The sequence below is a fragment of the Orbus sasakiae genome (genome assembly GCF_039542345.1).
GTDB lineage: Bacteria > Pseudomonadota > Gammaproteobacteria > Enterobacterales > Orbaceae > Orbus > Orbus sasakiae.
On record NZ_BAABHY010000005.1, the window covers coordinates 293,242 to 309,505 of the forward strand.

General features: G+C 38.7%; 12 protein-coding genes. 8 read left to right on the forward strand and 4 right to left on the reverse strand.

What is annotated here, in order from left to right:
- The first annotated feature begins 158 nt into the window (after nucleotides 1-158).
- From ABEA36_RS10525 to ABEA36_RS10545, 5 genes are all read left to right on the forward strand, one after another.
- The gene (locus tag ABEA36_RS10525; RefSeq protein ID WP_345491898.1) at nucleotides 159-782 is read left to right on the forward strand and encodes a Fe-Mn family superoxide dismutase; all 624 of its coding nucleotides are present in this window, start codon (nucleotides 159-161) and stop codon (nucleotides 780-782) included.
- A 217-nt stretch (nucleotides 783-999) separates the two neighbouring features.
- Nucleotides 1,000-2,098 (forward strand): peptide chain release factor 2 gene (gene prfB / locus ABEA36_RS10530; protein WP_345491901.1). Its coding sequence is split into 2 segments (ribosomal slippage): nucleotides 1,000-1,074 and nucleotides 1,076-2,098, totalling 1,098 coding nucleotides; the frame shifts between segments, so codons are not numbered across the junction.
- Between the two features lie 19 nt (nucleotides 2,099-2,117).
- Nucleotides 2,118-3,638: a lysine--tRNA ligase gene (lysS, locus tag ABEA36_RS10535; protein ID WP_345491903.1), complete on the forward strand. Its 1,521-nt coding sequence runs from the start codon at nucleotides 2,118-2,120 to the stop codon at nucleotides 3,636-3,638.
- A 382-nt stretch (nucleotides 3,639-4,020) separates the two neighbouring features.
- A complete protein-coding gene (locus ABEA36_RS10540; protein WP_345491905.1) occupies nucleotides 4,021-5,424 on the forward strand; it encodes an OprD family outer membrane porin in 1,404 nt (467 codons plus the stop codon).
- 12 nt (nucleotides 5,425-5,436) lie between these two features.
- Complete coding sequence (locus tag ABEA36_RS10545) at nucleotides 5,437-8,106, forward strand: beta-N-acetylhexosaminidase (RefSeq protein ID WP_345491907.1); 2,670 nt, start codon at nucleotides 5,437-5,439, stop codon at nucleotides 8,104-8,106.
- A gap of 229 nt (nucleotides 8,107-8,335) precedes the next feature.
- Here ABEA36_RS10545 and ABEA36_RS10550 read toward each other — a convergent pair whose 3' ends face one another.
- The 3 genes from ABEA36_RS10550 to hemE all read right to left on the reverse strand — a co-directional run bounded on the left by ABEA36_RS10550 (nucleotide 8,336) and on the right by hemE (nucleotide 10,431).
- Nucleotides 8,336-8,608 (reverse strand): HU family DNA-binding protein, encoded by a 273-nt coding sequence (locus ABEA36_RS10550; protein ID WP_345492004.1) that lies wholly within the window; start codon nucleotides 8,606-8,608, stop codon nucleotides 8,336-8,338.
- A 166-nt stretch (nucleotides 8,609-8,774) separates the two neighbouring features.
- Nucleotides 8,775-9,368: a YjaG family protein gene (locus ABEA36_RS10555; protein WP_345491909.1), complete on the reverse strand. Its 594-nt coding sequence runs from the start codon at nucleotides 9,366-9,368 to the stop codon at nucleotides 8,775-8,777.
- On the reverse strand, nucleotides 9,361-10,431 hold the full coding sequence (hemE, locus tag ABEA36_RS10560; protein ID WP_345491911.1) for a uroporphyrinogen decarboxylase: 1,071 nt from the start codon (nucleotides 10,429-10,431) through the stop codon (nucleotides 9,361-9,363). Before hemE ends, ABEA36_RS10555 begins: the two co-directional genes overlap by 8 nt.
- 329 nt (nucleotides 10,432-10,760) lie before the next feature.
- Here hemE and glmU point away from each other — a divergent pair, with 329 nt between their 5' ends.
- The 3 genes from glmU to argA all read left to right on the forward strand — a co-directional run bounded on the left by glmU (nucleotide 10,761) and on the right by argA (nucleotide 15,489).
- A complete protein-coding gene (gene glmU / locus ABEA36_RS10565; protein ID WP_345491913.1) occupies nucleotides 10,761-12,128 on the forward strand; it encodes a bifunctional UDP-N-acetylglucosamine diphosphorylase/glucosamine-1-phosphate N-acetyltransferase GlmU in 1,368 nt (455 codons plus the stop codon).
- Between the two features lie 19 nt (nucleotides 12,129-12,147).
- A complete protein-coding gene (gene glmS, locus ABEA36_RS10570) occupies nucleotides 12,148-13,980 on the forward strand; it encodes a glutamine--fructose-6-phosphate transaminase (isomerizing) (RefSeq protein ID WP_345491915.1) in 1,833 nt (610 codons plus the stop codon).
- 174 nt (nucleotides 13,981-14,154) lie between these two features.
- Nucleotides 14,155-15,489 (forward strand): amino-acid N-acetyltransferase, encoded by a 1,335-nt coding sequence (gene argA, locus ABEA36_RS10575; RefSeq protein ID WP_345491917.1) that lies wholly within the window; start codon nucleotides 14,155-14,157, stop codon nucleotides 15,487-15,489.
- Between the two features lie 50 nt (nucleotides 15,490-15,539).
- On the opposite strand, the gene mutH is transcribed toward argA, so the two are convergent.
- Entirely contained in the window at nucleotides 15,540-16,226 is a 687-nt protein-coding gene (gene mutH / locus ABEA36_RS10580; RefSeq protein WP_345491919.1) for a DNA mismatch repair endonuclease MutH, read from the reverse strand.
- Nucleotides 16,227-16,264: the final 38 nt, after the last annotated feature.

Consider the following 16,264-nt stretch of genomic DNA (forward strand, 5'->3'; position numbering starts at 1 on the left):
GCAAAAGGTCACGGAAATCGGCTATTAGGCTATTATATTGACATAGATATTAGCTATAAAAATGATAGATTGAGGTAACACACAAAGCGGGTATACTGAATTGTTATTAACATAGACTTTAATGCTATTCCCTATAATGATTACAAAGGAGCAATACTATGGCTTACACTTTACCTCCATTACCTTATGCTTATGATGCTTTAGAACCATATATCGATTCAGAAACCATGCATTTGCATCATGACAAACACCACCAAACTTATGTTAACAATGCGAATGCAGCGCTTGAGTCATTATCAAGTGAGCTTCAAGCAATGACTCCACAAGAATTAATTAAACACTTAGACAAAGTACCTACTGAAAAATTAACAGCACTACGTAACAATGCTGGTGGCCATGCTAACCATACCTTATTCTGGGAACTGTTAAAAGTCGGTACTGAGCTTAAAGGTGAACTTAAGTCAGCAATCGAAAAAGATTTCGGTTCAGTGGATGCATTCAAAGAAAAATTTGCAGCTGCTGCAACGGGACGTTTTGGATCTGGCTGGGCATGGTTAGTTGTGCAAAATGGTAAATTAGCTGTCGTATCAACAGCAAACCAAGATTCACCATTAATGGGCGAAAAAATTTCTGGTACAAGCGGTACGCCAATTTTAACCCTTGATGTTTGGGAACATGCTTACTACTTAAAATATCAAAATCGTCGTGCTGATTATATCGGTGCGTTTTGGAGTGTAGTCAACTGGGATAAAGTTGCTGAGTTATTCGCAGCTGCAAAATAATCACTATCTGATGACGAATAAGGCGCAATTATTGCGCCTTTTTTTATACTATAATGAGGTATGATGATAACTTTATAACGAAATGTGCTAACCCATCGTATTTGATTGAACGTGTAAATAATCCTTAAATCTAAATTGTTGATTGCTAAACAGCACATAATTCCGCTACAATATTGGGTTATTATTTTAAGATTCATTTTACTAGTATAAAAAACTCATGTTTGAAATTAATCCTGTCAAAAATAAAATAGCAGAACTTACCGAGCGTACCGCTGTCATCCGGGGGTACCTTTGACTATGAAACGAAGAAAGAGCGTCTTGAGGAAGTTAACGGCGAGCTCGAGCAGGCGGACGTTTGGTCTAATCCAGAAAAAGCTCAATCGCTTGGTAAAGAACGCGTAGCCCTCGAAGAAATTATCAATACAATCGATTCACTCACGAATGGTTTAGACGATGTTGAAGGTTTATTGGAATTAGCCATTGAAGCTGAAGACCAAGATACGTTTAATGAAACAAACTTTGAAGTTGCTGAATTAGAAAAAAAGTTAGATAAGCTGGAGTTTCGTCGGATGTTTGCCGGTGAATATGATAGTGCTGACTGTTATTTAGATATTCAATCTGGTTCAGGGGGAACAGAAGCTCAAGATTGGGCTGAAATGTTACTACGTATGTATTTACGTTGGGCTGAATCAAAATCATTTACCACTGAAGTAATGGAAGTCTCTGATGGCGATGTGGCTGGTATTAAATCGGCAACCATTCGTATTGGCGGGGATTATGCTTATGGCTGGTTAAGAACCGAAACAGGTGTTCATCGTTTAGTGCGTAAAAGTCCTTTTGATTCAGGTAATCGCCGCCATACCTCCTTTGCCTCCGTATTTGTCTATCCTGAAGTTGAGGATGATATTGATATCGAGATCAATCCTGCTGATTTACGTATTGATGTGTATCGAGCATCCGGTGCGGGTGGCCAGCATGTTAATAAAACGGAATCGGCGGTACGTATTACTCATGTTCCAACCGGTATTGTGACTCAGTGTCAAAATAACCGCTCACAGCATAGCAACAAAGACCAAGCAATGAAACAGTTAAAAGCTAAACTGTATGAGCTTGAAATGCATAAGAAAAATGCTGAAAAACAGCAAATGGAAGAGAATAAATCAGACATCGGTTGGGGGAGTCAAATCCGTTCATATGTATTAGATGATTCTCGTATCAAAGATTTGCGAACTGGCGTTGAAACGCGTAACACCCAAGCCGTCCTTGATGGTGATTTGGATCAATTTATTGAAGAGAGCCTCAAAGCAGGCTTATAACGAGTGATAAGGTAAAACCATGTCAACAGAGCAACCACAACAAATTAGTAATAGCTTAGAAGAGCTAAATAATGAGTTAAAAGCACGCCGCGAAAAGTTAGTTCATATTCGTGAACAAGGCGTTGCTTTCCCTAACGATTTTCGTCGCGATGCGATTTCAAGTGAATTACATGAAAAATATGGCGATAAAAGCAACGAAGAATTAGCTGAAGCCAAAATTCAAGTCGCTGTAGCGGGTCGTATGATGATGCGTCGAATTATGGGTAAAGCTTCATTTGTATCGTTACAAGATGTGGGTGGACAAATTCAACTTTATGTTACACGTGATGAATTACCAGAAGGTTTTTATAACGAACAATTTAAAAAATGGGATTTAGGCGATATTATTGCTGCTAAAGGTTACCTATTTAAAACCAAAACGGGTGAGCTCTCTATTCATTGTGATGAAGTCCGTTTATTAACCAAAGCATTAAGACCCCTTCCTGACAAATTCCACGGGTTAGCTGATCAAGAAACGCGTTATCGTCAGCGTTATTTAGACCTTATCACTAATGATGAATCGCGTCATACATTTATGATGCGTTCTAAAATTGTTGCTGAAATCCGGGATTTCATGTTAGGACACCATTTCATGGAAGTCGAAACGCCAATGATGCATGTCATCCCTGGTGGTGCAGCGGCTAAACCATTTATTACTCATCATAATGCGTTAGATCTTGATATGTATCTTCGTATTGCGCCTGAGCTATATTTAAAACGTTTAGTTGTCGGTGGATTTGAACGTGTTTTTGAAATTAATCGTAACTTCCGTAATGAAGGCGTTTCACCTCGCCATAATCCTGAATTTACCATGATGGAAATGTATATGGCTTATGCTGATTACAAAGACCTAATTGTGTTAATTGAAGACTTATATCGTCGCTTAGCCATCAATGTTACAGGTAATCCGGTCGTTCAATATGGTGAGCATACATTCGATTTTGGTCAACCGTTTGTTAAAATGACAATGCGTGAAGCGATTTGTCATTACCGGCCACAAACCAATAATGCCGATTTAGATGATTTTGATAAAGCCTGTGCTGTCGCTAAATCTGTTGGAATTGAAATTGAGAAAGGATGGGGCTTGGGCCGCGTTGTCACTGAGATTTTTGAAGAAGTGGCAGAAGCTAATTTAATTCAGCCAACGTTTATTACTGAGTATCCAGCTGAAGTTTCACCATTAGCGCGACGTAATGATGCTAACCCATTTGTGACGGATCGATTTGAATTCTTTATTGGTGGGCGTGAAATTGGTAATGGCTTCTCTGAGCTTAATGATGCCGAAGATCAAGCACAACGTTTTGCAGACCAAGTGAAGCAAAAAGATGCCGGTGATGATGAAGCGATGTTCTATGATGAAGATTATGTAACAGCATTGGAACACGGTTTACCACCAACCGCAGGGTTAGGTATTGGTATTGATCGTACCGTAATGTTATTCACTAACAGCCATACGATTCGTGATGTTATCTTATTTCCAGCAATGAGACCCGTCAAATAAGTGATTTGGGCGGTTTACCCGCCCTTTTTCTTTCCTTCGATTTACTTTCTATTCCTTTCTTTATTAAAAAAATGTTTAAATTCATTTAACTACATCTATTTTTTCATTCATTAACTTTATTTTTCATATATTTTAAATGGTAAAAAAAGTGGGGTTTATTCGATCGATAAAACCACGATTTTGATAAAATTTAGTGATAAAAGTCACAATTTTGAATGATTTAATTTGTTAAGTAAAATATGTTAGTACATTATAAAAATGTGCACATTCACAATTCAATTCCTGCAGAAAATTGAATTGAACATATTTTGCCACTGAATCAATGGGCTTTATTTGCCTGCTGATTAAATAATCATAGATGATCTTTTAGGAAACAATGACTATGAACAATCATAATAAATCTGCCCAGTTATCCCGAATTAAACTTTGCACTGGATTAGTCTTCTCATCCATTTTATTAATGGATGCCGCGCCAGCTGTTGCTAATAGTTTTATTGATGATGCGTCAGCAACCGGAAATATTTATTTTTGGAATCGTGACCGTGAACGTAAAGATATCGCAACTGACCAATATCGTAGTAACATCCGTCAATCAACCTTTAATGCCAATCTGGATGTGCGTTCAGGTTATCTTGCTGACATGTTTGCTGTTGAGCTAGGTGGCTACGGTGCTTGGGAAGTCAGTAATGGAGGTGATGCTCACCCAAATGAAATCGGCTTTAGTAGTAGCAATACGCGTTGGGGTGAAAAATGGGATAGAGATGTCAGTGGCGTCAGCATTTACAAAGCACAAATTAATTTCAAACTAGATGATGCATTGTGGGTTAAAGCAGGTTATATACAGCCGTCGGGGCAAACGTTACTTGCACCGCATTGGAGTTTATTACCCGGTACTTATCGAGGCTTTGAAGTGGGTACTGTTTTTGACTTTGCTCAGCAAGGTGCATTATCTATGTCTTATATGTGGGCTGATAAGTATAAGGCGCCATGGTATAAACGTGTTTATCATTTCCGTCAATGGGGCGGCACTAAAGAAATCAGTTATTTACATTCAGCGGGCTTAAAATATGATTTCAAAAATGATTTCGTGTTAGAAGGGGCATTTGGTCAGTCACATAGCTATATGAACCAATATTTTGCTAAAGCATCTTATAAGCTAAATGTTCTTGATAACCCATTATCATTAAGTTATCAATTTTATGGTGCGAAAGACCAAAATCATAGTGGACAAAATGTGTATGATGGCTTGGCATGGCTACAAGCTGCGACGTTACAGTATCAAGTTGGTCCAGTTGGCTTGCGTGCTGAAGGTGTGATGGTTAAGGCTGAGGGGAATCAAGGCTTTTTCTTACAGCGTATGACCCCTGATTATGCTTCGTCTAATGGTCGCCTTGATATCTGGTGGAATTCACGTTCAGATTTTAATGCTAATGGTGAAAAAGCCCTATTTGCTGAGATAAGCTATGATCTTGGGCATTTATCACAACGTCTGGCTGGATGGCGAACGGCTGCATCTTATGCCTATGGTTGGGATGCAAAACCTAATTCAACGGCCGCGAATCAAAATCAGCGATTACGTGAATCAGCTTGGAATTTAGACCTTGCTTATACGGTACAAGAAGGGTGGGCAAAAGATACGTCATTCCAATTACATTACACTCGCTACAACAACCATTCCAATATCCCAAGTTGGGGAGGTGGATATGGCAATATTTTCCAAGATGAAAAAGATATTAAGTTTATTGTTGCAATGCCATTTACTGTTTTTAGTCCCATTCAAAAATAGGTAGGAAAGATTATGAAAACGTTTAAGACAACATTACTTACCGCATCAATAGTGTCACTGTTAAGTTTGAGTCAGAGTGGATTTGCCAAGCAATCTACCGTTGATACGATGAGTTCACAACTGCAGGTTAATTATAAAGTCGTTGATAATCACGCGGCGAATAATGGTGTTGACTGCTCATCACTCGGTGCCGATTGGGGGGCATGTAATAAAGCAACGATCTCGTTAAAGAATAATGGGACCGAAATACGTGATAAAGATTGGGCGATTTACTTTCACGATATTCGAATGATTTTGGCTGTAAACAATCCTCAGTTTAAAATTACACAAATCACAGGTGATTTGCACAAAATCGAGCCGACTGAAAAATTTATCAGTTTCCCTGCAAATAGCACTATTGACATTCCTATTATTGGGGAATATTGGCAGGTCAGTCAAAGTGATATCATCCCTCGTTGGTATGTTACATCGACTGATGCTGAGCCAAAAGTCATTGTCAACACTGATACTGAAGATTTAGCTGCATTTGTGTCACCAATTGGTGATCAATGGAAACGAACGCCAGAAGATCATAATATTTTAATGACTCCTGTTACGCGTTTTGATCGTAATGCCGATATTCAAACCTTAGATGCCCAGTTATTACGAGGACAAATTCTACCAACTCCAACACAATTAAATGTCGGTAAAACCGATATTGTTCTCGGGAGCCAAGGCGTAAATTTAGCACTCATTGGCTTAAATAGTGAGAGTATGTCAGTATTAACTCACCAATTTAAAGCGCTCAATATTCCTGTTACGCCAAATGGTTATAAAATTAATGCGAAAATTGATAATACAGCGTTTAAAGATGCTTTATCAGGTGCTTACCAGCTGAGTATTGATGAAAAGCAAGCAACAATTATCGCAAATGATGAAAGCGGTATTTTTTATGCTGTCGAGTCAATATTATCACTCATTCCTGCTAATCAAAAACCAGTTATCGCAACCTTAAATGCACAAGATGCGCCTCGTTTTGCTTATCGCGGTATTATGGCGGATACGGGACGAAATTTCAAAAGTAAAGCCGTTATTTTACGGTTGCTTGATCAAATGGCTGCTTATAAACTCAATAAGTTCCATTTTCACCTAAGTGATGATGAAGGCTGGCGTATTGAAATTCCGGGTTTACCAGAATTAACTGATATTGGTAGCCAACGTTGCCATGATTTAACAGAACAAAAATGTTTATTACCACAGCTTGGCTCCGGTCCTGATAGTGATAATATGGGCAGTGGTTTTTTTACGCGTCAAGATTATATTGATATCGTTAAATATGCTAAAGCACGTTTTATTGAAGTGATTCCTGAAATTGATATGCCAGCACATGCTCGCGCTGCGATTGTCTCAATGGAGGCTCGTTATAATCGCTTAATGGCTGAAGGTAAAGAACAAGCGGCGAATGAATTCCGTTTGGTTGATCCAACTGATACGTCAAATACAACATCAGTACAATTCTATAATCGTCAAAGTTATCTAAACCCTTGTTTAGATTCGTCAAAACGCTTTGTTGATAAAATTATTGGTGAAATAGCACAAATGCATATTGAGGCAGGTCAACCTATTTCGACATGGCATTTTGGTGGTGATGAAGCGAAAAATATTCGTTTAGGCGCTGGCTATCAAGATATTAATGCGGCCGAGAAGGTGAATTGGAAAGGCACGATCGATCAAAGCATTGAAGATCATCCATGGGCTAAATCGCAAGCTTGCCAAACATTTATATCAACGGGAGTTGTCGAAGATATTGAACACTTACCAAGTTACTTTGCGTTAGAAGTAAGTAAAATGATTAAGGCACATGGGATTAACCGTATGCAAGCATGGCAAGATGGCGTGAAGCATGCAGCTAATGCGAAAGCGTTTGCCGTTGATAACGTAGCGGTTAACTTCTGGGATACCTTATATTGGGGTGGCTACGATTCTGCTAGTGAGTGGGCAAACAAGGGATATCAGGTCATTATTTCAAACCCTGATTATGTTTATCTGGATTTTCCTTATGAAGTGAGTCCCTATGAACGAGGCTACTACTGGGGAACACGATCTAATGATGAGCGTAAAATCTTCAGCTTTGCTCCCAATAATTTACCACAGAATGCTGAAACTTCGGTTGATCGAGATGGTAATAGCTTTAGTGTTAAAGGAACCATGAATTGGCCTGGTAGCTATGGTTTATCTGCTCAGCTTTGGAGTGAAATTATTCGGACTGATGCTCAAATGGAATATATGGCATATCCAAGGTTAATTGCCGTTGCTGAGCGAGCATGGCATCAAGCTGATTGGGAAACACCATATCAAAAAGATCGTGAGTTTAAGCTAGGTAGCACAGAATTTGTTAACCAGACGCAGCTATTAAATGACTGGATTCGTTTTGCCAACTTAATGGGGCAACGTGAACTGACAAAACTTGATCTGGCAGGGATTGATTATCGGTTACCAATTCCTGGTGCAAAATTTGATGGTAAGCAGCTTGTTGCGAATATTATTTATCCTGGTTTGACGATTGAATATTCAGTTGATAATGGTACCGTATGGACACAATATGTTAAGCCTGTTACGTTAGAAAACAATCATAGCCAGATTTTAGTTAGAAGCAAATCATTAGACGGTAAGCGTACCAGCCGAGTTGAAGCGGTTAAATAATGATGAATTAATTGATATTATTGATTTAAAAACCCGTATTAGCATGGCTAGTACGGGTTTTTTTATATGCAGAATAAAACGACTTAGATCTTGGTAAATAAAAAGGCCAAGTGCGATACTTGACCTCCATTAATTCATTGAAATCTTAACATTTTTAGTCGATTTACTGACTAAATGTAAGATTTCATTAATAGAAAGATTATAAAAAATAAATTATTTCTATTTCTATTTATTTAACTGTATCTTTTAAACCTTTACCTGCAACGAAAGCTGGAACTTTAGTTGCTGCAATTTTGATCTCTTTACCAGTTTTTGGATTACGACCAGTACGAGCTTTACGACTATTTACTTTGAAAGTACCAAAGCCAACTAATTGAACAGCTTCACCTTTTTGTAGTGAATCTGAAACAGCAGATAATGTTGCTTCAAGTGCAGTTTTTGCTGCAACTTTAGTGATGTTAGCTTTAGCAGCGATAGCATCTACAAGTTCTGTTTTATTCATGGACATATCCTTACATAATAATTTATCGTTGAGAAAAATATGGTCAAATTAATTATTTATTTAACCTCGGTAAAATACATTACCAATGGGCTTAAATGTAGACTATATTTGGCTAAGATTAAAGTAAAATTTACCTAAATATTGTAAAAAAAGACCTTTTCAATGTCTAATTGCTCAAAAAAACACCAATGTTACTAATTTGCTCTTCTCGTAAGTCGCTTTTAAGCCCTTTTATCAACTCAAAATTTAGGGTTATTTCGTCTTTTAATAAACGGTAAATTTCCCACTGAATATCAAGTTCATCAAGAACTGGCTGAAACTCTTTAATTTGTGATTCGGTTAAATTATCGCCTGTTTTTGCTGCGTCTAATTCGATAATCGTTTTCAAGGATATTTGGCTAATATTTATTGCATGTTCGGCTAATTGTTCACCACTTAAGTAAGAGTGAATTAATTCACTTAATGCTTCACAAGCATCCATTGCCGGATAAACGCTATAAGGGCTGTTTTCATCAACGATTGGAATAATTTCTTCAAGTTTTTCAAGTTGGCTATCAAAATTGATTTTTGCATTTTTGACTAACAATGATTCCCAATTCAAATCTAAAATTGATTTAAACGTTTGATAATCACTGCTGTCGACCTGTTCACAGTATAAGGCAAAGTTAGGATACATACGTTCACAAAGGCAGACCATAAAAAGCTTTAGCTGCCAGTTTGATAATTTTTCTAAACGTAGGTGAATCGGGTTTTTAATCATTATGGACTCTTTTTGATTGTTGATGTACGGCATTAATTAAAATTTCAACGCTTTCAATTGGGGTATCTTGGTTGATACCATGACCCAAATTGAATACATGACCATTATGTTGGCCAAATTCTTGCAATATCCAAGCTGTGTTTTGTTCAATCGTTGCTTTATCACCATATAAAATAGTTGGGTCTAAATTACCTTGAATGGCGACCTGTCCTTTTGGTAATGTCGATAAGTCTACAGTCCAGTCTACGCCGACGGCATCACAACCCGTGTGCATGATTTTATCAAACCATAATCCTCCCCCTTTTGTAAATAGGGTCACCGGAATATAATCTTGAGTATAATGCGCTTGGCGTTGACCACGCTGCAAGGCATTTACAATTTTTTGCATATACTTCAGTGAAAAATCGAGATAGCTGCGATGACTCAGTGCGCCACCCCAAGAATCAAAAATCATAATTGACTGCGCGCCTGCTTGGATTTGTGCATTGAGATATAATGCAACACTGTCAGCTAATTTATCCAATAACAGATGCAGTGAAGCAGGGTCGCTGTATAACATTTTTTTGATCTTGGTAAATGTTTTACTGCTTCCACCCTCAATCATATAGGTTGCAAGCGTCCAAGGGCTTCCAGCAAAACCAATTAAAGGCACTTTATTATCCAATTCTTTACGTGCCAATCTAATTGCATCCATCACATAACCCAAATCGGTTTGTGGATCGGGGATTGGCAATTGCTTTATATCATTTGGATGATTAATCGGGTGTTTAAATTTAGGTCCTTCACCGGTTTCAAAATATAACCCTAATCCCATTGCATCTGGAATGGTCAAAATATCAGAAAAAATAATTGCCGCGTCGAGATCAAAGCGACGGATAGGCTGCATCGTTGCTTCACAAGCAAGCTCAGGTGTTTTACACATGGTCATAAAGTCACCCGCACTCGCTCGTAGTTTGCGATATTCTGGCAAATACCGTCCAGCCTGACGCATCATCCAGACCGGTGTATAATCTACAGCTTCGCACTGTAGCGCGCGAAGATAGCGATCATTTTTTAATGACATATAAATTCCTAAATAGCTTATTAAATTGGCAAGATATAATAGGATTATATCTCAATACTTATTTTGATGTAAAAATTAATTAAATCAATGCGATTTGCATTGTTATCAGCGCTCGCTTTTATTATAGTAACCGCATTATTTTTGATATTATCATTGTCTCAAAAAACAACGTGTTTTTAAAAGTTATTAATAATGAGATAGTTAGTTTGTTTTATGTGATTGAGTTAATCTGCAAGCATACGATGCTAAGTGTATTTGCAAACAACCGATCTCCGTGATTCGCTGAATTAATATACTGACTTAATAGTGAGCGATGATTAAGGGTTATTATGTCTAAACTAAGTGCTGTTATTTTAGCTGCCGGCAAAGGCACTCGCATGTATTCTCAGCTTCCAAAGGTGTTACATAAAATCGGTCATAAGAGCATGTTACAACATGTGATTGATACGGTAACATTAACCCATCCCGATAATATTTTTGTAGTTTATGGGCATGGAAAAGCATTACTTGAAGATGCATTGCATCATCAACCGATTCAATTAGTGTTACAAGCAGAACAGCTTGGTACTGGTCATGCAGTTAAACAGGCTATTCCGCATTTAACCGATGATGAAGATGTCTTGATTCTTTATGCTGATACCCCGTTGATTTCAGTTGAAACCCTACAAGCATTGATCGCAAATAAGCCTAAAAATGGTATTTCACTATTAACTGTACTTTTAGATGATCCAACGGGTTATGGTCGTATTGTTCGTCAAGATGGTGAAATTGTTGCGATTGTAGAGCAAAAAGATGCCACTGTTGAGCAACAAGCGATCAATGAGGTTAATACTGGAATTATGTTAGTTTCTGGGCAGCAATTAAAAAGCTGGTTAGAACAGATCACTAATCATAATGCACAACAAGAGTTTTATTTAACCGATATTATTGGCTTAGCACATCGAGATGGTTGTTCAATTAAAGCCACACATCCCTCAGCTGATTTTGAAGTTGAAGGTGTAAATAATCGGCTTCAACAAGCGCATTTAGAGCGTACTTATCAACATCATATCGCTAAACAGTTACTCCTTGCTGGGGTGACCTTACTCGACCCACAACGTTTTGATTTACGAGGTCAACTCGAGCACGGTATGGATGTTGTGATTGACTGTAATGTCATTATTGAAGGTCACGTTAAACTCGGTAATAACGTCTATATTGGCGCGGGTTGCATATTAAAAAATTGCACCATTGGTGACAATTGCGACATTAGCCCTTACAGCGTTATTGAAGACTCTGTATTAGCGACAGATTGTACTGTGGGGCCCTTTGCTCGCTTAAGACCTGGGTCTATACTTGACGAAAAAGCGCATGTCGGTAATTTTGTTGAGCTAAAAAAGGCGCATTTAGGTAAAGGTAGCAAAGCGGGCCATCTTAGCTATTTAGGTGATAGTCAGATTGGTAATAACGTCAATATTGGCGCTGGTACTATTACGTGTAATTATGATGGTGCAAATAAACATCAAACCATTATTGGTGATGATGTGTTTGTTGGCTCTGATTCACAGCTCATTGCTCCGGTATCGATCGGTTCAGGAGTGACTATTGCAGCGGGGACAACCGTAACCAGTCATGTTGCTGACAATGAATTGGTTATTAGCCGCGTTAAACAAAGACAAATTGCTAACTGGAAACGACCAGTTAAAAAAGCGAAATAATTTAGTTTAAGGAAAGATTATGTGTGGAATTGTAGGGGCAATCGCCAAGCGCGATATTGCTGAAATCTTGTTAGAAGGTTTAAAACGACTTGAATACCGAGGTTATGATTCAGCGGGGCTTGCCATTGTTTCACCAAAAGGTGAATTGCAACGCGTGCGTCGTGTTGGCAAAGTCAAAGCATTAAGAGATGCCGTTGAAGAAAACCCATTATCTGGTCAAACTGGGATTGCACACACTCGTTGGGCAACGCATGGTGAGCCAACAGAGGCGAATGCACATCCCCATGTTTCTGACTATATTGCGGTTGTTCATAATGGCATTATTGAGAACTTTGACGTTTTGCGCGAGATGCTGATTGCCAAAGGTTACCAATTCCGTTCAGAAACCGATACCGAAGTCATTGCTCATTTAGTTCATCACACATTGACGCAAGAACAATGCTCTTTATTTGATGCTGTGCAAAAAGTCATTCCACAATTACGTGGTGCCTATGGTACGGTGATTATGGATAGCCGAAACCCAGATGTGCTGGTGGCGGCACGTTCAGGTAGCCCATTAGTTATCGGTCTTGGTGTTGGGGAAAACTTTATTGCATCAGATCAACTTGCTTTATTGCCAGTAACTCGCCGCTTTATCTTCTTAGAAGAAGGCGATATTGCCGAATTAACTCACCGCAAAGTCACGATTATTGATAAACAGTTGCAACCCGTTACGCGTCATGAAATTGAGTCTGATGCTAAATATGATGCTGGTGACAAGGCGGGTTATCGCCATTATATGAAAAAAGAAATTTTTGAACAGCCGATTGCGATTAAAAATACTTTAGAAGGTCGAATTAATCATGGTCTTATCGATCTGTCCGAGTTGGGTGATAAAGGTGAAAATGTCTTTAAACAAATTGAGCATATCCAAATTGTTGCGTGTGGGACGGCCTATAATGCAGGTTTGATCTCGCGTTATTGGTTTGAATCTTTAGCGGGAATCCCATGCGATGTTGAAATTGCGTCAGAATATAGATACCGTAAACCGGCACGCCGTAAAAATAGCTTATTTATCACATTATCACAATCTGGTGAAACAGCCGATACTTTAGCTGCACTGCGTTTAGCTAAAGAATTAGGTTATCTTAGTACACTGGCGATTTGTAATGTTGCGGCTTCAACCCTTGTTCGTGAAGCGGACTTAGTCTTATTAACCAAAGCAGGGACTGAAGTGGGTGTCGCATCAACGAAAGCATTTACTACGCAATTAACGGTATTGCTAGCATTAGTCGCTAAATTGGGCCGCAGTAAAGGCATGTCAGAACAAACAGAGAAAGCAATTGTTCACGCACTACAAACCCTACCAAGTCGTATTGAACAGGTCTTAATGTTTGATAATCAAATTGAAAAATTAGCAGAGAATTTTGCAGATAAGCATCATACATTGTTCCTCGGTCGTGGGGATCAATATCCGATTGCAATGGAAGCTGCGTTAAAGCTGAAAGAGATCTCTTATATTCACGCAGAAGCCTATGCAGCAGGTGAGCTTAAACACGGTCCCCTTGCTTTGATTGATAGTGATATGCCTGTTATTGTCGTCGCACCGACCAATGATCTGTTGGAAAAACTTAAATCCAATATTGAAGAAGTCCGTGCTCGCGGCGGCCAGTTGTATGTATTTGCGCAAGAAGATGCTGGTTTTGTGAGTGATGAAACAATGAAAATTATTGTGTTACCTCATATTGAAGAGTTAACCGCGCCAATTTATTATACCGTACCAACACAATTATTGGCTTATCATGTTGCGTTAATTAAAGGTACCGATGTTGATCAACCAAGGAACTTGGCTAAATCAGTGACTGTTGAATAATTTAAGACTGTTGGTACCGTTGAATAATGGGAATAGATACAAGCACTTGCTCATGATCTGTTCCCTTTTTTATTGGTATCGATATTTTGATTTATCATTATAAAATCACTTGCCATTTTGGCTAAAATAAATAAAAATACACAATTATTGCATATTTATTCATTTGGGTGTGAAATGAAAGAACGTACAACAGAGCTGGTTAAAGGTCTAAGACACTCCGTTCCTTATATTAATGTTCACCAGGGTAAAACCTTTGTTATTCTCTTAACTGGCGCAACCTTGAGAAGTCATAATTATGCAAATATCATTAATGATCTTGGACTGTTACACAGTTTAGGCATTAAATTGGTGATCGTGTATGGTGCTCGTAATCAAATTGATGATGAACTGCAAGCTCACCATCTTGAACCCAAATATCATAAGTATACTCGCATTACCGATGCAAGGTCACTTGAGGTGGTTAAACGCGTTACTGGGCTGTTGCAACTCAATATTACTGCCAGCTTATCCATGAGCCTTAACAATACGCCTTTACAAGGTTCGCATATCAATGTGGTCAGTGGCAACTTTGTGATTGCCCAGCCGCTTGGTGTTGATGATGGCATCGATTATTGTCATACCGGTAAAATTCGTCGTATTAATTGCGATGCGATTAATGAGCAACTTAATCATGGTTCGATTGTGTTAGTTGGACCCGTTGGGGTATCGGTGACGGGTGAAAGTTTTAACTTATCGTCTGAAGATGTTGCCGCTGAAGTGGCAATTCGAATAAAAGCAGATAAGTTAATCAGTTTTTGTGCTGAGCAAGGCGTGATGGATAAAGACGGTAAAGTCATCACTGACTTATTTCCGGTTGATGCTGATAAATATGTTAGAGAAAAAGAACAACAAGGGCTTCATCTTTCGAGTGATATCCGTTTTTTACGAGCGGCATCAAAAGCTTGTCGTCATGGCGTACATCGAGGTCATTTAGTCAGCTATTTGGTTGATGGTGCAATATTACAAGAAATTTTCTCTCGTGATGGTATTGGCACGCAAGTGGCGATGGAACATTCTGAAAAAATTCGTAAAGCTACGATTGATGATATTGGGGGTATTTTAGAATTAATTCGGCCACTAGAAGAGCAAGGCATTTTGGTGCGACGTTCACGTGAACAGCTCGAAATGGAGATCAATCAGTTTACCATCATCGAACGTGACAATATTACGATCGGCTGTGCCGCACTCTATCCCTATTTTGATGAACAGATGGCAGAGATGGCATGTGTTGCGATTCACCCGGATTACCGAAGTTCTGCAAGGGGGGATATGCTGCTAGATAAACTAATAGAACAAGCGCAAAAAATGAAGATTAAAAAAATCTTTGTGCTGACGACGCGCAGTATTCATTGGTTTAGAGAAAAGGGCTTTAACCCAGCAGAAGTGGATGATTTACCGATGAAGAAAAAGCAGTTATACAACTATCAGCGTAACTCTAAAATTTTAATTCTCGATATTGATGAGCAGTAATCAATTTACACTTGATGTGAATTTGAAGGTAAGCGGGCATTGATGCCTGCTTAGCGTATCTGAAGATTAGTAATATAATGCTGTAGAATCTGACTTGTGAACTGTTTTTTTAAATAGAAGCCTCGTGGACGTGTCATGATTAATTCCCCACTTTCATTATAGGCTTGCGTTAATGCTTTACCATTAGCCGCTTTGGGCCGAATTTGCAAAAATTCACCATGGCGGGCGGTAATTTTTTCAATCTGACCTAATACAATCATATCCATCAACTCTTGCCAATCTTGTTTAAGTTGTTGCTCTTGTTGTGGTGACGGTTGCCATAAAATGGGTAATCCCACACGGCGTTCGGCTAATGCAATGGTTCGATCGCCTTCTACCGGTATCCAAAGTACTTTACTCAGCTTGTATTTTACATGGCTACTTTGCCAGGTTATGCCATGATTCGATAATAATGGTGCGACGCTTACAAAGGTGGTTTCAAGCGGTAAACCTGAACGATTAATGGGGATTGTTTTAAGTTCAATACCTAGGTGAGCAAAATCCTGTTCAGCTTTACTTCCCGCATTTGCACCAAGATAGAGTTCAATCAATTGCCCCACCCAACCTTTTTGCTTTTTTAGATCGGGCGGCATCGGCAAGTCTATGCTTTGTGCAATGTCATGTAACGAATAGCCAGCAATCGATTTTGCTCGTTGCATGAGTTCTGATTCCGTGGTCGGAATTGATTGTATTTTCATATGAATAAGTCAGTAAGTTACCGGTAATTATTTTTGCT